This window comes from Agromyces sp. P2_B3 (genome assembly GCF_056404815.1).
The window spans coordinates 251,699-270,175 of the sequence record NZ_JBFUDH010000003.1; the positions used below are offsets into that span (position 1 = coordinate 251,699).

Sequence of the window (18,477 nt, forward strand, 5' to 3'; positions counted from 1 at the left end):
GTCAGTTCCTTCGTGCGCTGCCGACCGGAACCGGCGTCTCCCCCACGATGCGGCGCACGATGGCGTCGATGAGCGGCCCGCTGTCGCGGTCGTGCGAGCCGACGGCCCGGCTCGTGGGCACGAGCCGATGGGCGAGCACGGGCACGGCGAGCGCGTCCACGTCGTCGGGCAGCACGAAGTCGCGTCCGTGCATGGCGGCGTGGGCCTTCGCCGCGCGGATCAGCTGCAGGGTCGCGCGGGGGCTTGCGCCGAGCCGCAGCTGTCGATCCTCGCGAGTGGCGCGGGCGAGCTGCACCGCGTACTCCTTGACGGGCTGGGAGGTGAAGACGTGCTGCACCGCCGCGATCATGTCGCGCAGCTCGGCGAGCGTGACGACCGGCCCGAGCCGGTCGAGGGGGCTCGACGTCTCGCGCTGGGAGAGCATGGCGATCTCGTCGGCAGGCGACGGGTAGCCCATCGAGACGCGCGCCATGAAGCGGTCGCGCTGCGCCTCGGGCAGCGGGTAGGTGCCCTCCATCTCGACCGGGTTCTGCGTGGCGACGACGGTGAACGGCGGCTCGAGCACGTACGTCGTGCCGTCGGCCGTGACCTGTCGCTCCTCCATGCACTCGAGGAGGGCGGACTGCGTCTTGGGGCTCGCGCGGTTGATCTCGTCGCCGATGATGATGTTGGCGAACACCGGCCCGCGCTTGAACTCGAAGCGGCGGCTGGCCTGGTCGAACACCGACACGCCCGTCACGTCGCTCGGCAGCAGGTCGGGCGTGAACTGGATGCGGCTCACCGTGCTGTCGACCGAGCGGGCGAGCGCCTTGGCGAGCATCGTCTTGCCCACGCCGGGCACGTCCTCGATGAGCAGGTGGCCCTCGGCCAGCAGCACGGTGAGCGCCGCGGTGATGGCGTCGCGCTTGCCGGCGATGACGGTCTCGACGTTCTGCACGATGGCGGCCGCGCGCGACCCCACCTCGTCGATGCCCATCGCGAGCTCGGGCACGTCGGCCGCGTCGCCGGCGCCACTGAGGGTCACAGCCGCCTCGGTCATGTCGTCATCGCCGCCTGGAGGTAGTCGGAGACGGCGACGGGCACGTAGGGCGCGACGTCCCCGCCGAGGGCGGACACCTGTCGCACGAGCGAGCTCGACACGTGGGCGTTCGCCGGGTCGGGGAGGAGGAAGACGGTCTCGACGCCAGCCAGGTGGCGGTTCACGATCGCCATCGGCGTCTCGTATGCCACGTCGATCTGCGAGCGGATGCCCTTGACGAGCACCGTCGCGCCGACGTCCGTGCAGTAGTCGACCAGGAGCCCCATGCTCCACGACGCGACGACGATGCGGCCCTGGATGCCGGCGTCGGCGATCGAGCGCTCGATGAGCGCGACCCGCTGCGCGATCGGCAGGAGGGCCGACTTGTCGGGGTTGTGCACCACGACGACATGCAGCTCGTCGTAGAGCCCCGCGGCCCGCCCGATGACGTCGAGGTGGCCGAGCGTGACGGGGTCGAATGATCCTGGGACGACGGCGATCCGCTGCATACGCACCAGCGTAGTGCGCGGAACTCGGCGCGAAAGGGCCGATCCAGAGTCTCAGCCCTTGCTCAGGAATCCGCTGGCCTCGGCGTCGACCCGGCGCCGCACCTCAGCGGCGAGCGCCGCATGCCCGTCGAGGCCCGGATCGCCGTCGAGCACCTCGGCCGCGAGCTCGCGTGCATCGGCGATGACGTCGCCGTCGCGCGCGACGCGGAGCAGCTTCAGCGACGACCTGCCGCCCGACTGGACGGCCCCGAGCACGTCGCCCTCCTGCCTGAGCTCGAGGTCGACGCGGGCGAGCTCGAACCCGTCGAGCGTCGCCGCCACGGCCTCGACCCGCTGCCGTGCGAGCGAGCCCTGCTCGGCCGCGGTGACGAGCAGGCACAGCCCGGGCACGCTCCCCCGGCCCACGCGGCCCCGGAGCTGGTGCAGCTGCGACACCCCGAAGCGGTCGGCGTCGACGACGACCATGGCGCTCGCGTTGGGCACGTCGACCCCCACCTCGATGACGGTGGTGGCGACGAGCACGTCGAGGTCGCCCGCTGCGAACGCGCGCATCGTGGCATCCTTCTCGTCGGCGCTCATGCGGCCGTGCAGCGGCGCGACCCGCGTGCCCGTGAACCGCGGGTGCGCGGTGAGCTCGGCCAGCACCGACGCGACGGATGCCGCGGGGCCGGCGCCCTCGGACGCGTCGCCTCCCTCGGCCGGCTCGCCGTCGTCCTCGGCGACCTTGGCCTCGATCGCGGGGCACACGACGAATCCCTGACGGCCGAGCTCCACCTCCTCGGCCAGGCGCTCCCAGACCCGCGCCCGCCAGCCCGGCCGGTCGGCGAGCGGGACCACGTGCGACTCGATGCCGGCGCGCCCGGCGGGCAGTTCGCGGATCGTCGACACGTCGAGGTCGCCGAACACCGTCATCGCCACCGTGCGCGGGATGGGCGTGGCGGTGAGCACCAGCACGTGCGGCGGGTGCTGCCCCTTGAGCCGCAGCGCCTCGCGCTGCTCGACGCCGAACCGGTGCTGCTCGTCGACGACCACGAGGCCGAGGTCGGCGAACGAGACGTTGTCGCCGATGAGCGCGTGCGTGCCCACGACGATGCGCGACTGCCCGGCAGCAGCGCGCAGCAGCGCCTTGCGCCGCTCGGCGGTGGCCAGCTGCCCGGTCAGCAGGGTCGGCACCAGCGCGGCAGACAGCTCCGGGCCGAGCATGCGCACCATGGAGCGCAGGTGCTGGGCCGCGAGCACCTCGGTGGGCGCCAGCAGCGCCGACTGCCCGCCCGAGTCGGCCACGGCGAGCATGGCGCGCAGGGCGACCACCGTCTTGCCCGAGCCCACCTCGCCCTGCACGAGCCGGTTCATCGGCACCGGCTGCTCGAGGTCGTCGGCGATCTCCGCCCCCACGGACTGCTGGTCGCCCGTGAGCGTGAACGGCAGGGACGCGTCGAACCGCTCGAGCAGGCCGCCGGGCGACGGATGCCGCGCGGTCGTCGAGTGCGCACGAAGCTCGGCTCGGCGCAGGAGCAGTGCGGTCTGGAGCACGAACGCCTCGGTGAAGCGGAGCGTGCGACGCGCGGCCTTCCAGTCGGCCTCGACCTCGGGGCGGTGGATGGCCTCGAACGCGCGCCGCTGGTCGAGGAGCGACCGCGCCGCGCGGACGGCGGCGGGGACCGGATCGTCGACCTCGCCCAGGCCGTCGAGCAGCAGTTCGATCGACTTGGCGAGCTGCCAGCTCGCGAGCGTGCTCGTCGCCGGGTAGATGGGGATGGGCGCCTCGGCCCAGCGCTTGGCCGCCGCGGCATCCGCCGTGATGGGCGTCTCGTCGTCGAACAGCTCGTAGTCGGGGTGGGCAAGCTGCCGGTTTCCCCGGTAGTCGCCGACCTTGCCCGCGAAGATGCCGCGGCGCCCGGGACGCAGGTCGTTCTCGCGCCACTTCTGGTTGAAGAACGTGAGCGTCAGGATGCCGGTGCCGTCGGAGATCTTCGCCTCGAGGATCGAGCCGCGCCGCTGGCGCATCTCGCGCACGCGCACCTCGAGCACCTCGGCGACGATCGTGACGTTCTCGTCGAGCGGGAGGCTGGCGAGCGCCGTGAGCTCACCCCGGAGCGCGTACCGCCGCGGGTAGTGGCCCAGCATCTCGCCGACCGTGCGGTAGCCGAACGCGCGCTCCACCGCCTGCGCCGTGCGCCCACCGAGCGCGCCCGTGAGCCGGGTGTCGAGGGTGAACCGGCCGGCGCCAGCGGCATCCGCTCCTTCGGCCGTCATGCCTCGATCGTAGGCTCCCCTGCCGACTCGGCGCCCGCCAGCTCGGCGAGCTCGGCCTGCACGTACGGGTCGTCGGGGCGTGCCCTGGCGAGCTCGCGCTGCAGGTCGAGCGCCTCCTCGGTGCGACCGAGCGTGCGCAGGCACCGGGCGACCGACCAGCGGGCGACGTGCTGCTGCTCGGCGGTGCCGTAGCGGTCGGCCGACTCCACCGCCTGCTCGAACTGCGCGAGGGCGGCGTCGGCGCGGCCGGCGTCGTGCATCGTCCAGCCGAGGTTGTTGTGCAGGGCGACCCCCCACCGCAGCACGCGGGGGTCGCGTGAGGTCGAGAGCACGTCGAGGCCCTCGGCCGCCCACTCCTCCTCGTGGCCCTCATCGTTCAGCGCGAGCATGTGCAGGGCGTCGAGCACAAGGAACGGCGACCCGGCGAGGGCGGCCTCGCGCACGCCGCGGGTGAGCTCGGGCACCGCCTCGGGACGCCGGTCGGCAGCGGCGAGGATGCGGCCCCGCTCGATCGCGACGCGGGCCCTGACCTCGGCCGCGTCGCGCTCGGGGTCCTCGGCCGGGATGCCCTCGGCGGCCACGGCGTCGAGCACCGCGAGCGCCTCGGCGATGCGGCCCTGGATGCCGAGCGCGCGCGCCAGCTGGGTGGCGAGCACCGCGCGCACATGGGCCGGATGGGTGTCGTCGTCGGCGGCCTCCCGGAACCGCTCCTCGCTTGCCGCCGGGTCGCTGAAGTCCCAGAGGCGGTCGATCATCTGCTGTTCGTCCCCGCGGTGTCGGGACGGTTCGGCGGGCACCTGGTCGGTCGAGTCATCCACCCCTCCATCATGGCAGCGGCGGAGGCGCCCTCGCGCGGGCATGACACCGCACGTCCGCGTCGATATGCTGCCGTGAGCATGACCCGCATCATCGCCGGATCCGCCGGCTCGCTCACCCTCGCCGTGCCGCGCTCCGGCACGCGGCCCACGAGCGACCGCGTGCGCGAGGCGATCTTCTCCGCCCTCGAGTCCCGCGACGCCATCGACGGGTCGGCCGTGCTCGACCTCTACGCCGGCTCCGGCGCGCTCGGGCTCGAGGCCGCCTCGCGCGGCGCCGCGGAGGTCGTGCTCGTCGAGAAGGCCAAGCCCGCGGCCGACGTGTGCCGGCGGAACGCCGACGCGGTGGGGCGCGCGATGCGCGGGGCCGGCCCCCGCATCCGCGTGGTCGTACGCGGCGTGGCCTCGTACCTCGAGACCGCCTCGGGCGGGTTCGACCTCGTGTTCATCGACCCGCCCTACGACCTCGGCGAGGGGGCGCTCGCCCACGACCTCGCGCTCCTCGCGCCGCTGCTCTCCCGCCACGCCATCGTGGTCGTCGAACGGAGCTCCCGCTCTCCCGAGCCGGCCTGGCCCGCGGGCATCGTGCCCGACCGGCGCCGCGACTACGGCGAGACGACCCTGTGGTGGGCCGAGCGCGCTCCGGCCCCCGCGCCGCCCGATCCCGATCAGCCGGCGCGACCGTCCCAGCCGGAGTAGGGGTCCCACCCCTCCGCGCCGGCGACGCGGCCGTCGACGAGCACCTCGCCGTCGCCGGCCACGACGCGACCGATCGGCTCGAACGGCGCGGGCAGCTGCGCCCCGGCGGGGAACGTGGCGAGGAGCCCGTGGTCCTCTGCCCCGGCCAGCGCGACTCGCAGGTCTGGGCCGAGCGCGGCACCGTCGAAGTCGAGGGACACCCCGCTCGCCTCGGCGACCCGACGCGCGTCGCGCGCGAGCCCGTCGGACACGTCGAGCATCGACGTGGCTCCGGCGATCGCGGCGGCGACGCCGGCGGACACCGGCGGTGCGGGTGCCAGCTGGGCCCGCACGGGCTCGGGATGCCGGGCGCGAACCGCGGCAGCGCGGTCGGGATCGGGCTCGCCCGCGGCATCCACCCCCTCGGCGAACAGGAGCGCGAGACCGCGTGCCGCGTCGCCGCGCGCGCCGGCGTGCGCCAGGACGTCGCCCACGCGGGCGCCCGAGCGGAGGATCGGCGCACGCCCCTCGAGGTCGCCGAAGGCCGTCACGGCGATCGTGAGCACCGCGGAGGCCGAAAGGTCGCCCCCCACCACGCCGGCGCCCGGCGCGAGCGCGGCGAGGCCCGCGCGCATGCCCTCCGCGATGTCCTCGAGCACCGACACGGGTGTCGTCGGCGGCGCGGCGATCGCGACGACGAGCGCGGTCGGTCGCGCGCCCATCGCGGCGACGTCGGTGAGGTTGGTGGCGGCCGCCTTCCAGCCCAGCTCGAACGGGCTCGACCACGCGAGGCGGAAGTCGGGTCCGTGCACGAGCAGGTCGGTCGTGACCACGAAGCGCCCGTCGGCCGCCGCCACGACGGCCGCGTCGTCGCCCGCGCCGAGGAGCGCCGCATCCCCTGGTGCCAGCCGCGGCAGGATGCGCGCCAGCACGGCCGATTCGCCCAGTTCGCCGACGGTGGCCTCAGCCGGGCGCGCAGCTCGTTCCATGCCACTCACGGTAGCCTGATCCGGATGCCCCACCCAGACGCCTCCCCCTCGCGCCGCGGGCTGCGGCGCGTCGCCCTGGCCGCCGGTCTCGCCCTCGCCGCGACCGTCGCGTTCGCCGGATGCAGCCAGGCCGTCGCGTTCGACGCAGCTCCGTCGGCGAGCGACCCCGACTGCGCCGCCGTGGTCGTGCGCCTGCCCGACACCGTCGCCGGGCTCGAGAAGCGCGACACCGACGCACAGGGCACCGGCGCGTGGGGCCAGCCCGCGTCCGTGCTGCTGCGATGCGGCGTCGAGCCGCTCGGCCCGACCACCGACCGCTGCGTCAGCGTCGACGGCGTCGACTGGGTCATCGACGAGTCGGATGCCCCGAACTACCTCTTCACGACCTACGGCCGCACGCCCACCGTCGAGGTGCTCATCGACAACGACGCGGTCTCGGGCACCACCGCGATCTCCGACCTCTCGGCCGCCGTCGGCGTCATCCCCGCCGAGGGCGGCTGCGTCGGCCTCGACGACGCCGGCTAGCGGGCGCCCCTGGCCTTGCCGACCTGGATCAGCTCGTCGATGAGCTCGGGGTAGCTCAGGCCCGTCTGGAGCCAGCAGGTCGGGAACATCGAGATGGGCGTGAAGCCGGGCATGGTGTTGACCTCGTTGACGACGTAGCCGTCGTCGGTGAGGAACACGTCGACGCGGGCCAGCCCCTCGGCCCCGATGGCCTCGAACGCCCGCCGCGCGACCCGCTGCAGCTCGAACAGCTCGCCGTCGCCGAGATCGGCCGGGCAGATCAGGTCGACGCCGGGCGCGTCGAGGTACTTCGCCTCGAAGTCGTAGAAGTCTCGGCCGGTGACGACGACCTCACCCGCGACGCTCACGCGAACCTCGCCCGCCTCGCGACCCTCGAGCACGCCGCACTCGATCTCGCGGCCGACCACCGCCGACTCGACGAGGACGGTGCGGTCCTCCGCGAAGGCGGTGTCGAGCGCCTCGTGCAGCTCGGACCAGTCCGCGACCTTGCTCACTCCGACGGAGGATCCCGCCCGAGCCGGCTTCACGAACACCGGCAGGCCCAGGCTGTGCACCCTGCGCTTCCAGAGCTCGGGGTCCGATGCCAGCCCCGCACGCGTGAGCGTGACCCAGGGCGCCACCTGGATGCCCGCGCCCTCGAGCACGGTCTTCGTGACGTGCTTGTCCATGCCGATCGCCGACGACAGCACGCCGTTGCCGACGTACGGCAGGCCGACGAGCTCCAGGAGGCCCTGCACCGTGCCGTCCTCGCCGAACCGGCCGTGCAGGATCGGGAACACCACGTCGACGTCGCCGAGCGAGCGCTCGCCCGCGGCATCCGTCACCGTCAGCGCCCGCGACGCGGTGCTCTCGGGCCAGCGCACGCGCGTGCCGTTGTCGACGACCTCGGGGAGGTGCTCGGGATCGAGGGCGAACCGATCGGGGTCGTCGGCCTCGAGCACGAACGCGCCGTCGCGGGTGATCCCGACGGGGATCACCTCGTAGCGGTCACGGTCGATCGCCCGGAGCACTCCTCCCGCTGTTGCGCAGCTGATCGAATGCTCGCTTGAGCGCCCGCCGAACAGGAGAACCACCCTGAGCTTGTCCATCCAATGTCCTTTCGCCCTGGGGCTCGTCGTCGGTCGTGAGGTGCGGTGCGATGTCCTTGGGGTCGAGCGTGCCGGCCAGTACCTGCCGCACCTGCTCGACGATGGGCATCTCGACGCCCTTGGCGCGCGCCAGCTCGAGGATCGGCGCGACGGAGGCGAGGCCCTCGGTGGTCTGCTGCATCTGGTTCACCACGTCGTTCAGGTGGTAGCCCTGGCCGAGCAGTCGCCCGGCGGTGTTGTTGCGCGAGAGCGGCGACTGGCTCGTCGCGATGAGGTCGCCGAGACCCGCGAGGCCCGAGAGCGTCTCGGGATGCGCGCCGAACGCGACCGCGAAGTCCGTCATCTCGACGAGGCCCCGCGTGATGATCGACGCCTTCGTGTTCTCGCCGTAGCCCGCGCCGTCGACGATGCCGATCGCGACCGCGATCAGGTTCTTCAGCACCCCGCCGAACTCGGTGCCGATGACGTCGGTGTTCACGAACGAGTGGAAGTAGCGATTGCGGGCGACGGATGCCACGGCCTGGGCGGTCTCGAGGCTCGTCGACGAGACGACCGCCGCCGTCGGCTGCTCCTTCGCGATCTCGAGCGCGAGGTTGGGCCCCGAGATCACGGCGATCTGGGACTCGTCGATCCTGAGCACCTCGGCGATGACCTCGCTCATGCGCAGGCCGCTGCCCTTCTCGACGCCCTTCATCAGCGACACCACCGTCGCCTCGGCATGGAGGTGCGGCGCCGCGATCTTCAGGTTGTCGCGGAGCGCCTGGCTCGGCACCGACACGTACACCTGCTCGGCGCCGGCGAGTGCGAGGTCGAGGCGGCTCGTGGCGCGGAGCCCGAGCGGCAGGTTGATGCCGGGGAGGTAGTCGCTGTTGCGCTTGCCCTCCTGGATCTCGCGGGCGAGCTCTGGCCGGCGTGCCCAGATGACGACGTCGGCGCCCCCATCCGCGAGGATCTTCGCGAACGTCGTGCCCCAGCTGCCGGCGCCGAGCACGGCGACGCGCTTGCCGGGCGCCTTCTTCGCGGACGCCCTAGCCATCGAGTCGCCCCGTCTCCTTCTGGCCGTGGGCCGCAGGATCCCAGCGCTCCGGCGGCGCCGGCTCGCCACGCACCTCGGCGAGGAGGCCGGCGATCGCGTCCATGAGCTCGCCCGTCGCCTTCAGCAGCGACGCCTGGTCGAGCGGCTTTCCGCGGTAGGCGCTGAGATCGAGCGGCTCGCCGATGATCACGTCGATCGTCTTGCGCGGGAACAGGCTCAGCTTCTTGCCGTAGCGCGGCAGCAGCTCCTGCGTGCCCCAGTGCGCGGCCGGGATGATCGGGATGTCGCGCTCGAGCGCGATGCGCACGGCGCCCGTCTTGCCGCGCATCGGCCAGAGGTCGGGCTCGCGCGTCAGCGACCCCTCGGGGTAGACGACGACCATGCGACCCTTCGCCACGAGATCCTCGGCCGCGCGGAGGGCGGCATGGCTCTTGCTGCCCGCCCGCTCCACGGGGATCTGGCCGGAGGTGCGCAGCAACCAGCCGAGCACGGGGTTCTTGAAGAGCGACGCCTTGGCGAGGAACCGCGGCGCGCGACCGAGCTTCCAGCAGACGACGCCCATGACGACGGGGTCGATCTCGCTGTAGTGGTTCGGCGCGAGCACGAAGGCGCCGGCCTGCGGCATCCGCTCGGAATGGTGGAAGCGGAAGCGCACGACGAGGTTGAACAGCGGGAGGACGAGCACGGCGAGCAACCAGAAGAACGAGGGTCGCCGCTTCTCGGAACGCGGCTTCAGTGCAGCGTCGGACGCCGGAGGATGGTGGGGCACTCCCCCATTATCCTTCGAGTTCGAAGTCCGCCCCGAGGAGCTCGAGCTTCGTGATGAAGTTCTCGTACCCGCGCGCGATGATGCCCACGTTCGAGACCGTCGAACGGCCCTCGGCGGTCAGCGCCGCGATGAGGTGGCTGAAGCCGCCGCGCAGGTCGGGCACCTCGATGTCGGCGCCGTGCAGCTTCGCCGGTCCGGAGATCACGGCCGAGTGCTGGAAGTTGCGCTGGCCGAAGCGGCACGCCCCGGCGCCGAGGCACTCCTTGTGCACCTCGATCGACGCGCCCATCTCGACGAGCGCGTCGACGAAGCCGAAGCGCTGCTCGTACACGGTCTCGTGCACGATCGACACGCCGTTCGCCTTCGACAGGGCGACCACGAGCGGCTGCTGCCAGTCGGTCATGAAGCCGGGGTGCACGTCGGTCTCGATGATCACCGGCTTGAGCTCGCCACCCGGGTGGAAGAAGCGGATGCCGTCCTCCTGGATCTCGAAGTCGCCGCCGACCTTGCGGAAGACGTTGAGGAAGGTGAGCATCTCGGCCTGGCGCGCGCCGCCGACGAAGATGTCGCCGTCGGTGGCGAGGGCGGCGGCCGCCCAGCTGGCGGCCTCGTTGCGGTCGAAGAGTGCGCGGTGCGTGTAGCCGTCGAGCTTCTCGACGCCCTCGATGCGGATGACGCGGTCGGTGTCGACCGTGATGATCGCGCCCATCTTCTGCAGGATGTTGATGAGATCCATGATCTCGGGCTCGATCGCGGCACCCGAGAGCTCGGTGATGCCGTCGGCGAGCACTGCGGTGAGCAGCACCTGCTCGGTGGCGCCGACGCTCGGGTACGGCAGGGCGACCTTGGCTCCGTGGAGTCCGTTGGGCGCCGACATCCGGATGCCGCTCGGGAGCTTCTCGACGATGGCGCCGAAGTTGCGCAGCACCTCGAGGTGGTAGTCGATGGGGCGGTCGCCGATGCGGCATCCGCCGAGGTCGGGGATGAACGCCTCGCCGAGGCGGTGCAGGAGCGGCCCGCAGAACAGGATCGGGATGCGGCTGGAGCCCGCGTGCGCGTCGATGTCGGCCATGTGCGCCGTCTCGACCGCCGACGGGTCGAGGATGAGCTCGCCCTCGTCGACGCCGTGCGTCACGCTCACGCCGTGCACCTCGAGGAGGCCGCGCACGATGCGGACGTCGCTGATGTTGGGGACGTCCTTCAGCACGCTCGGCGTGTCGCCGAGGATCGCCGCGACCATCGCCTTGGTGACGAGGTTCTTGGCGCCCTTCAGCTCGATGCGGCCCCGCAGGGGCTTGCCGCCGTTGATGGTGATGCGGTCGACATTCAGTCCGACTGCCGATCCGTGGTTCTTGGCGTCCTGCCCGAGCGTGTTCACAGACTCCCTGATTCTGCCGGCTCCCGGATGGGGAGGGTCTTCGGCCGCCAAGCTTCTCGATGTGACTCGAACTCGGCGATCGACTCCTCGTCCCGCAGGGTGAGCCCGATGTCGTCGAGCCCTTCGAGAAGCCTCCACCGAGTGTAGTCGTCGATGTCGAACGGCACCGTGAGCGTTCCGACGCTCACCGTACGCTCAACCAGATCGACCGTGACGGGTATTCCCGGGTCGGCCTCGACCTGCTCCCAGAGGCGCTCGACGTCCTCGTAGGCGACCTGCGCGGCGAGCAGGCCCTGCTTGCCCGAGTTGCCCCGGAAGATGTCGCCGAAGCGCGAGCTGATCACCACGTCGAAGCCGTAGTCGCGCAGCGCCCAGACGGCGTGCTCGCGGCTCGAGCCCGTGCCGAAGTCGGGACCGGCGATCAGGATGCGGGCGCCGCGGTACTGCTCCTGGTTCAGGATGAAGTCGGGATCCTGCCGCCAGGCGTAGAACAGGGCGTCATCGAAGCCGGTCTTCGTGACCCGCTTCAGGAACACCGCGGGGATGATCTGGTCGGTGTCGACGTTCGAGCGGCGAAGCGGAACGGCGGTGCCGGTGACGGTGCTGATCTTCTGCATGGTCAGCGCGCCCCTTCCTGCTCGAGGTCCCACGGACTGGACAGCGTGCCGCGGATGGCCGTGGCCGCCGCGACGAGCGGAGACACGAGGTGCGTGCGACCGCCCTTGCCCTGCCGGCCCTCGAAGTTGCGGTTCGACGTGGACGCGCAGCGCTCGCCCGGGGCGAGCTGGTCGGGGTTCATGCCGAGGCACATCGAGCACCCGGCGAAGCGCCACTCGGCGCCGAACTCCTCGAACACCTTGTCGAGGCCCTCGGCCTCGGCCTCCAGTCGCACGCGGGCCGAGCCCGGCACCACCATGACGCGCACGCCGTCGGCCTTGCGCTTGCCCTTCACGATCGACGCGAACGCGCGGAGGTCTTCGATGCGGCTGTTCGTGCAGGAGCCCATGAAGACCGCGTCGACGTGCACGTCCTTCAGCGGAGTGCCGGGCGCGAGGTCCATGTACTCGAGCGCCCGCTCGGCGGCCGCACGCTCGTGCTGGTCGTCGATGGACGAGGGGTCGGGCACCGACTCGGAGAGCGAGACGCCCTGGCCGGGGTTCGTGCCCCATGTGACGAACGGCTCGAGCGCGTCGGCGTCGATGAACACCTCGGCGTCGAACTCCGCACCCTCGTCGGTCGCGAGGGTCTCCCAGTAGGCGACCGCGTCGTCCCAGTCGGCGCCGGCCGGCGCATGGGCGCGGCCCTTGAGATACGCGTAGGTCGTGGCATCCGGAGCCACCATGCCGGCCCTCGCGCCGGCCTCGATCGACATGTTGCAGATCGTCATGCGGCCGTCCATCGAGAGCGCACGGATGGCGCTGCCGCGGTACTCGAGCACGTAGCCCTGCCCGCCGCCCGTGCCGATCTTCGCGATGACCGCGAGGATGATGTCCTTCGCCGTGACGCCCGGACGGAGCGCGCCCTCGACGTTGATCGCCATGGTCTTGAACGGCTTCAGCGGCAGCGTCTGCGTGGCCATGACGTGCTCGACCTCGCTCGTGCCGATGCCGAACGCCATCGCTCCGAACGCGCCGTGCGTCGAGGTGTGCGAGTCACCGCAGACCACGGTGATGCCCGGCTGCGTGAGGCCGAGCTGCGGGCCGACGACGTGCACGATGCCCTGCTCGACGTCGCCGAGCGAGTGCAGGCGGATGCCGAACTCCTTCGCGTTGCGACGGAGCGTCTCGATCTGCGTGCGGCTCGTCGGGTCGGCGATCGGCCGGTCGATCGCGAGCGTCGGCGTGTTGTGGTCCTCCGTCGCGATCGTGAGATCGGGACGACGCACCGGCCGGCCGGCCAGGCGGAGGCCGTCGAAGGCCTGCGGGCTCGTGACCTCGTGCACGAGGTGCAGGTCGATGTAGATGAGGTCGGGAGTGCCGTCCTCGCCCTTCTTCACGAGATGGGCGTCCCAGACCTTCTCGGCCAGCGTGCGAGGCCGTGCCCCGTCGGTGTTCGCGGGGATCGTGGATGCTGCGTTCATGCGTTCGCTTCCTCAGAATCTGTGGTCAGCCGACAACGGACTCCGCGACGGGATCGGCCTAGAACGAGGCCCCGCCGCGGCACCGAAGAAGAAGTCGTGAAGCGCGCACCATCTCAGGCTACACCGAGTTGAGCGGAGCCCGATCCAGCGTGACGGCGAACTCCCCGAGCAGGATCGTCGACCCGCCGGCGACCGCGGAGGCCAGCCCGGGGTCGAGTTCGACCTCGTCGCCCTCGGGCGTCAGCACGCGGCTGCCGTTCGTCGAATGCAGGTCGGTGACCGTGACCCGTTCGTCGACGACCTCGACGAGCGCGTGCGTCTTCGACACCGACCGGGCGGGGTCCTCCAGGCGGATCGTGGCCGCCCCCGGCCTCCCTGCCTCGGCGACCGGATCACGGCCGAGCACCACGGGACGGAGGAGGAGCACCTCGAGTCCGTCGGCGGTGCGCAGGCGCCAGGCGCCCGGCTGCGGGGTGGGCGTGGGCGCCTCGACGCGCACGGGCGGAGCGGCGGGAACGGCCGCGCTCGGCGGCCCCGGAGGCAGTGGCGGCAGCGGCGCGCGCGGCGCGACCGGACCCGTGGGCGGGGCGAAGGTCGGCAGCGCCCGGGCGGGCACGGCTCGAACGGTGCGGTCGGGGTCGGTGCGCTCGGGCTGCGCGGGCTGCTCGGGCGCAGCCGGGATCAGCCCCGGCGGGGGGACGATGAAGTCCGGTTCAGCCACCACTCCACTCTACCGACGCAGGCGGATCCGGTACCGGCTCACGAATCGACGCACCCGGCCGGCCGCATTCGCCACCACCGCCGTCGCGGCATCCGCCTCCGTCCAGCGCCGCTCGACGGCCGCGTCGTCGACGGATGCCCCGTCGAAGACGTCGCGGTCGATGGTCGCCGCCAGCGTCGACAGCCGCACGGGCACCGGCGCCGGGGCGGAGGCATCCGTCGCCGCTGCCGACGCTCGCGCGAGCGCGCCGAGCCCCTGCTCGTCGAACTGCTGCTCGAGGATGCGCGCGGCCTGCAGTCTCGTCGCTCGCTCGGGAGGCTCGAAGCCCAGCTCGGCGTAGCGGTCGACGAGCTCCTCCCACGCGGCGGCGCTCTGCCGGTCGTTGGGCCCCGACCGGCGGCGGCGGCGGCGAGTCCCCTTGACGAATCCGACCACCAGCATCGGCAGGAACACGAGCGCCGCCGGGATGCCGACCGCCGCCACCGTGACCCAGACCCAGCCCGGGATCGAGAACGGCCGGTCCTTGTCGTCGTCGTCGGTCTCGTCGATCTCGACGGTGGTCAGCAGTTCGTCCTCGCTGTGCTCCGCACGCGGGGGCTGGCGCACCTGGGGCTGCGGCTCGGACTTGGGCTTCGGGGTCTGCTCCTGCGGGACGTCGATGTTGTCGGGCGTCGGGCGGAACGAGACCCAGCCGACACCCTCGAACGGCACCTCCACCCAGGCGGTCACGTCGTCGCCGACGACGTCGACCTCCTCCTGGCCGTCCGCGATGTCGGGCGCGAACCCCATCACGACGCGAGCCGGATAGCCGAGCGACCGTGCCATGAGCGCCATCGCCGCGGCGTACTGCTCCGCGTCGCCGACCATCTGCGAGCGCGTGAAGAGCTCGGTGATGCGGTCGGCGCCGTGGCCTGCACGGGAGGGCACCGCGTCGGATGCGAGCCCGTGGCTGAGGAATCCGCCGGTCTTCAGCGCCCGCTCGATCGCGCGGAGCTGCTCGATCGGGCTCGCCGCATCACCGGCGAACTCGGAGGCCTTCGCCGCGACGACGTCGGGCGAGTTCTCGACGACCGGGAGGGTCATGTCGGCCACCGGAACGTCGATCAGCTCATCGCTGTCGGGCTCGACCTGCACGTTGGCGCGCAACTCGTAGCGCGCGCCCTCGGCGACGCCGCTCGTGAGCACCGCCGTGCCCGCCGCCGGGTTGTAGCGGAGGTCGCCGGCTCGCTCGGCGCTGCCCTGGTCGAGCAGGCGCAGCGAGCTGCCGTACCCCACCGTGGGGAGCCACACGTCGCGGTACTCGCCGACCTCGACTTCGATGTCACGTGCGGAGCCCAGCTCGGCCAGCTCGGGCTCGGGAAGGGACTCGCCGACGATGCCGTAGCCGCCGCCGTCGGCACCCACGTCGTCGGGACCGGCCACGTTCCAGAGTCGGCCCGTGTAGGCGTCCATGGTGGCGAGGCGCACCGTGTCGCCCGGTTCGAGTCCCCGCACCGTGAACAGTGTGTCCTCGACGAGGTCCTTGGTGTACTCCCGGAATCCCGAGAGCGGGCTCGGGAACTCGAGCGGGTCGAACGGCGGCACGATCTCGTCGCGGAGCACGAAGCGCTCGGGCGACACCGGCGCGACCGCCGCCCCGGCCAGCGCGCCCACGACCACGGCCCCCACGACGACCGAGGCGGTGCCGACGACCTTCTGGCGGCGCAGGCGCCTGGCCCCGTCGCCACTCGCCTCGACGGTCGTTCCGCGATGCCAGGCGATCCAGACGAGGGCGATGACGGCGAAGGAGACGCCGCGGACCCCGGCGAAGAACGCCTCGTCGGTGCCGAGCAGGATTCCCGACAGGTAGAGGACGATCGGGCCGATGAGCAGCACGCTCGCGCGGAGCGCCGTGCGGCGCTTCGGGAGCCAGCGCGTGGCGAGCATCGTGCCGACGAGCGACACGAGCCAGGCGGCGAAGTACGGCACCACGGCGATGTAGTAGGGCGCCTCGACCGGCGTGCCGATCGTGACGATGTCGGCCCAGCCGTAGACCGCGCCGAATGCGAGCCCCGTGAGGGAGGCGAGCGAGGGCAGCACGCCGAAGAGCGCCTCCCCGGGCATGGTGAACGCGCTGCCGAGCAGGAAGTAGGCCGCGAGGCCGACGAGCACGGTGGTGAGGACGCCGAGCCGCCACACGGCGCCGGCGACGGCGACGAGGGTGCCGACGACGAGTCCGGCACCCGCCGCGAGCATGAAGTTCAGGTCGCCGAACGAGGTCTCGTACCCGATGATGCCGAGCACGGACAGCAGGCTGAGGACGAGGATGTCGCTGGTCACGTTGCGGGGAAGTCGGTTCACGGCCGGACCCTCCTGACCAGTCGCGGCAGGTCGGCCAGGTCGCCGACGGTCACGACCGTGGTGCCCGCGACCTTCGTGATGGTGCTGGAGGCGCCGAGCTCGACGCGGAACGCGATCGTGACCGTGTCGGCGCCGAAGAGGGTCTCGATGGAACGGAACTCGGCGACCGGCAGGAGGGAGCCGCCGATGGCGATCACGACGCTCGGTGCCGGGAGGCGCTTGGTGGCGTCCCGCACGAAGTCGCGCACGGTCGGGAACCGTCGCTCCACCGGCTCGATGCGCGACGAATCGTCGAGGAGCACAGTCGGGGTCGCGGTGCGAAGGGCGATCGACTCGGTGACGACCGCGAGGCGTGTCGCGTCGCGGATGACCTGCACGCCGATCGAGGCGAGCACCGAGACGGCGAGCTCGAACTCGTCATCCGAGGCGTACTGGGCGCGCTCCGTCACCTGCACGAGCACGAGCTGCGAGCGGCGCGTCTCCTCGTACTGGCGCACCATGAGCTGCCCGGTTCGCGCCGAGGTGCGCCAGTGCACGTTCCGCAGGGCGTCGCCGGGCTCGTAGGCCCGCAGCGCGTGGAACGAGATGTCGTTGTTCGTGATGACCTTGGTGACCTCGCCCTCGAGATCGCGCACGAGGCCCGCCGCGGACGGCCGGAGCCGAGCGGTGACCGGATGCACGAACAGTTCCACCGGGTCGGTCCAGCGCACCATGCGGCGCAGGATCCCGAGCTGGTCGCCGCGCACCGACACGGCCGGCCCGGCGATGATGACGGCGCGTCGGTTCGTCGGAACCGCGAACAGCTCCTCGTGCTCCGCCTCGGGCGCGAGTGAGGGGACGACGAACTCGGCGAGCCCCGCTCCGACGGGCAGCTCGATGCGGGACGGCGCCGAGGGCGAGCCTCCTGCGTTGGTCACGAGGAGCCGACCGAACGCCCGCTCCCCCGCCACGACGCGCGCCGGCTGGAGCTCGATGCCGACCCGGAAGTGCATGCGGCCGAACACGAAGGCGACGGAGACGAGCACCGCGGCGAGCAGCGTGAACCCGAGGAAGGCGAACTCGATCCAGCCGAACGAGAAGGCGATCACGAGCGACACCGCCGCGGCCGCCAGCACGAGCCATCCGACCGTGGACACCACGCCCGTCACCGGTGCGCAGAACTCCGCGACGGCGCGCGCGACGTGCGCGAGCCGGCCTGCGATCGATCGAGCGGATGCCGCGAGCGACCGACCGACCGCGCGGAATGCGATGCGCGTCTGCGAGGGTGTCGTCTGCGCGCCGGGTTCGGCGGTCATGCCGCCCGGTAGGCCGGGGGCGCGATGTCGACGAGCACCCTGCTGACGATGTCCTCCGCGGTCACGCCGGCGAACTCGGACTCGGGGTCGACGATGATGCGGTGCGCGAGCACGGGGACGGCGAGCTCGCGCACGTCGTCGGGCGTCACGTAGGTGCGCCCGTGCGCGATCGCCCACGTCTTCACGGTGCGGGCGAGCGCCAGGGCGCCGCGCATGCTGACGCCCAGCGCCGAGTCCTGGTGCGCCCTCGTCGCCGACACGATCTCGTTGAGGTAGGAGAGCACGGCCGCGTCGACGTACACGTCGGAGGCGAGCTGCGACATCGTGTTCACCGAGCTCGAGGCGATGATGGGCGACACCTTGGACGCCCGTGCGCGGTTCGCCGAGTCGAGGAGCAGGGTCACGGCCGTGTCGTGATCGGGGTAGCCGAGCGAGGTCTTGATCAGAAAGCGGTCGAGCTGCGCCTCGGGCAGCGAGTAGGTGCCGGCCTGCTCCACGGGGTTCTGCGTGGCGATCACCATGAACGGGCTGCCGACGTCGTAGCTCACGCCGTCGACGGTGACCTTGCCCTCCTCCATGACCTCGAGGAGCGACGACTGCGTCTTCGGGCTCGCGCGGTTGATCTCGTCGGCGAGCACGATCGAGGCGAAGATCGGTCCGTGGTGGAACTCGAAGCGGCCCTTGCCCTGGTCGTAGATGGTGACGCCGGTGACGTCGGACGGCAGCAGGTCGGGCGTGAACTGGATGCGGGAGTTCGTACCGTCGAGCGTGTTGGCCAGCGCCTTCGCGAGCACCGTCTTGCCGGTGCCCGGGAAGTCCTCGAGGAGCACGTGGCCGTCGGAGAGCAGTGCGGTGACCACGAGCTCGATGACCTCGCGCTTGCCGAGGATCGCCTGGTCGACGTTGTCGACGAGCTTCGAGAAGGCGTCCTGGAACCAGAGGGCCTGTTCTTGCGTTACTGACATTCGTTCGTTCTCCTG

At 72.0% G+C, this 18,477-nt stretch carries 17 protein-coding genes; 2 read left to right on the plus strand and 15 right to left on the minus strand.

The features are described 5' to 3' along the window. Position 1 precedes the first annotated feature (1 nt). From AC1DZA_RS06795 to AC1DZA_RS06810, 4 genes are read right to left on the minus strand one after another with little or no spacing between them, the layout of a single operon-like run. The gene (locus AC1DZA_RS06795) at positions 2–1,039 is read right to left on the minus strand and encodes an AAA family ATPase (RefSeq protein WP_476772158.1); all 1,038 of its coding nucleotides are present in this window, start codon (positions 1,037–1,039) and stop codon (positions 2–4) included. Beyond that, positions 1,036–1,527 (minus strand): pantetheine-phosphate adenylyltransferase, encoded by a 492-nt coding sequence (gene coaD / locus AC1DZA_RS06800; protein ID WP_159606486.1) that lies wholly within the window; start codon positions 1,525–1,527, stop codon positions 1,036–1,038. The genes AC1DZA_RS06795 and coaD overlap by 4 nt, the downstream gene beginning before the upstream one ends. Positions 1,528–1,578: 51 nt before the next feature. After that, positions 1,579–3,783, minus strand: a complete 2,205-nt coding sequence (locus AC1DZA_RS06805) for an ATP-dependent DNA helicase RecG (RefSeq protein WP_476772159.1) — start codon at positions 3,781–3,783, stop codon at positions 1,579–1,581. Further along, complete coding sequence (locus tag AC1DZA_RS06810; protein ID WP_476772160.1) at positions 3,780–4,601, minus strand: tetratricopeptide repeat protein; 822 nt, start codon at positions 4,599–4,601, stop codon at positions 3,780–3,782. Before AC1DZA_RS06810 ends, AC1DZA_RS06805 begins: the two co-directional genes overlap by 4 nt. Positions 4,602–4,679: 78 nt before the next feature. Between AC1DZA_RS06810 and AC1DZA_RS06815 the strand changes: the two genes are divergently transcribed. After that, positions 4,680–5,297: an RsmD family RNA methyltransferase gene (locus AC1DZA_RS06815; protein WP_476772161.1), complete on the plus strand. Its 618-nt coding sequence runs from the start codon at positions 4,680–4,682 to the stop codon at positions 5,295–5,297. On the opposite strand, the gene thiL is transcribed toward AC1DZA_RS06815, so the two are convergent. Continuing rightward, positions 5,267–6,265, minus strand: coding sequence for a thiamine-phosphate kinase (thiL, locus tag AC1DZA_RS06820; RefSeq protein WP_476772162.1), 999 nt, complete (start codon positions 6,263–6,265; stop codon positions 5,267–5,269). The two genes, AC1DZA_RS06815 and thiL, sit on opposite strands and share 31 nt — an antisense overlap. Positions 6,266–6,289: 24 nt before the next feature. Between thiL and AC1DZA_RS06825 the strand changes: the two genes are divergently transcribed. Then, entirely contained in the window at positions 6,290–6,790 is a 501-nt protein-coding gene (locus AC1DZA_RS06825; RefSeq protein ID WP_476772163.1) for a DUF3515 domain-containing protein, read from the plus strand. On the opposite strand, the gene AC1DZA_RS06830 is transcribed toward AC1DZA_RS06825, so the two are convergent. From AC1DZA_RS06830 to AC1DZA_RS06875, 10 genes are all read right to left on the minus strand, one after another. After that, complete coding sequence (locus AC1DZA_RS06830) at positions 6,787–7,878, minus strand: D-alanine--D-alanine ligase family protein (RefSeq protein WP_476772164.1); 1,092 nt, start codon at positions 7,876–7,878, stop codon at positions 6,787–6,789. The genes AC1DZA_RS06825 and AC1DZA_RS06830 overlap by 4 nt on opposite strands. Next, a complete protein-coding gene (locus AC1DZA_RS06835) occupies positions 7,778–8,914 on the minus strand; it encodes an NAD(P)H-dependent glycerol-3-phosphate dehydrogenase (protein WP_476762687.1) in 1,137 nt (378 codons plus the stop codon). Before AC1DZA_RS06835 ends, AC1DZA_RS06830 begins: the two co-directional genes overlap by 101 nt. Next, positions 8,907–9,683 carry a lysophospholipid acyltransferase family protein gene (locus AC1DZA_RS06840; RefSeq protein ID WP_309979295.1) on the minus strand — a complete coding sequence of 259 codons (777 nt, stop codon included), beginning with the start codon at positions 9,681–9,683 and terminating at the stop codon, positions 8,907–8,909. The genes AC1DZA_RS06835 and AC1DZA_RS06840 overlap by 8 nt, the downstream gene beginning before the upstream one ends. A 7-nt stretch (positions 9,684–9,690) precedes the next feature. Next, a complete protein-coding gene (gene murA, locus AC1DZA_RS06845) occupies positions 9,691–11,061 on the minus strand; it encodes a UDP-N-acetylglucosamine 1-carboxyvinyltransferase (RefSeq protein WP_476762688.1) in 1,371 nt (456 codons plus the stop codon). Further along, positions 11,058–11,678, minus strand: coding sequence for a 3-isopropylmalate dehydratase small subunit (gene leuD / locus AC1DZA_RS06850; RefSeq protein WP_309979298.1), 621 nt, complete (start codon positions 11,676–11,678; stop codon positions 11,058–11,060). The genes murA and leuD overlap by 4 nt, the downstream gene beginning before the upstream one ends. Before the next feature lie 2 nt (positions 11,679–11,680). Then, on the minus strand, positions 11,681–13,141 hold the full coding sequence (gene leuC / locus AC1DZA_RS06855) for a 3-isopropylmalate dehydratase large subunit (protein ID WP_476772165.1): 1,461 nt from the start codon (positions 13,139–13,141) through the stop codon (positions 11,681–11,683). Between the two features lie 118 nt (positions 13,142–13,259). After that, positions 13,260–13,862, minus strand: coding sequence for an FHA domain-containing protein (locus AC1DZA_RS06860; RefSeq protein ID WP_476772166.1), 603 nt, complete (start codon positions 13,860–13,862; stop codon positions 13,260–13,262). 9 nt (positions 13,863–13,871) lie between these two features. Further along, positions 13,872–16,202 (minus strand): transglutaminase TgpA family protein, encoded by a 2,331-nt coding sequence (locus AC1DZA_RS06865; protein ID WP_476772167.1) that lies wholly within the window; start codon positions 16,200–16,202, stop codon positions 13,872–13,874. Next, the gene (locus AC1DZA_RS06870; protein ID WP_476772168.1) at positions 16,199–17,497 is read right to left on the minus strand and encodes a DUF58 domain-containing protein; all 1,299 of its coding nucleotides are present in this window, start codon (positions 17,495–17,497) and stop codon (positions 16,199–16,201) included. The genes AC1DZA_RS06865 and AC1DZA_RS06870 overlap by 4 nt, the downstream gene beginning before the upstream one ends. Continuing rightward, complete coding sequence (locus tag AC1DZA_RS06875; protein WP_309979308.1) at positions 17,494–18,462, minus strand: AAA family ATPase; 969 nt, start codon at positions 18,460–18,462, stop codon at positions 17,494–17,496. Before AC1DZA_RS06875 ends, AC1DZA_RS06870 begins: the two co-directional genes overlap by 4 nt. Positions 18,463–18,477: the final 15 nt, after the last annotated feature.

Coding starts and splice junctions, on each gene's coding strand:
- AC1DZA_RS06795 (WP_476772158.1), bottom strand. CDS start 1,039: ATGACCGAGGCGGCTGTGACCCTCAGTGGCGCCGGCGACGCGGCCGAC.
- coaD (WP_159606486.1), bottom strand. CDS start 1,527: ATGCAGCGGATCGCCGTCGTCCCAGGATCATTCGACCCCGTCACGCTC.
- AC1DZA_RS06805 (WP_476772159.1), bottom strand. CDS start 3,783: ATGACGGCCGAAGGAGCGGATGCCGCTGGCGCCGGCCGGTTCACCCTC.
- AC1DZA_RS06815 (WP_476772161.1), top strand. CDS start 4,680: ATGACCCGCATCATCGCCGGATCCGCCGGCTCGCTCACCCTCGCCGTG.
- thiL (WP_476772162.1), bottom strand. CDS start 6,265: ATGGAACGAGCTGCGCGCCCGGCTGAGGCCACCGTCGGCGAACTGGGC.
- AC1DZA_RS06825 (WP_476772163.1), top strand. CDS start 6,290: ATGCCCCACCCAGACGCCTCCCCCTCGCGCCGCGGGCTGCGGCGCGTC.
- AC1DZA_RS06830 (WP_476772164.1), bottom strand. CDS start 7,878: ATGGACAAGCTCAGGGTGGTTCTCCTGTTCGGCGGGCGCTCAAGCGAG.
- AC1DZA_RS06835 (WP_476762687.1), bottom strand. CDS start 8,914: ATGGCTAGGGCGTCCGCGAAGAAGGCGCCCGGCAAGCGCGTCGCCGTG.
- leuD (WP_309979298.1), bottom strand. CDS start 11,678: ATGCAGAAGATCAGCACCGTCACCGGCACCGCCGTTCCGCTTCGCCGC.
- leuC (WP_476772165.1), bottom strand. CDS start 13,141: ATGAACGCAGCATCCACGATCCCCGCGAACACCGACGGGGCACGGCCT.
- AC1DZA_RS06870 (WP_476772168.1), bottom strand. CDS start 17,497: ATGACCGCCGAACCCGGCGCGCAGACGACACCCTCGCAGACGCGCATC.
- AC1DZA_RS06875 (WP_309979308.1), bottom strand. CDS start 18,462: ATGTCAGTAACGCAAGAACAGGCCCTCTGGTTCCAGGACGCCTTCTCG.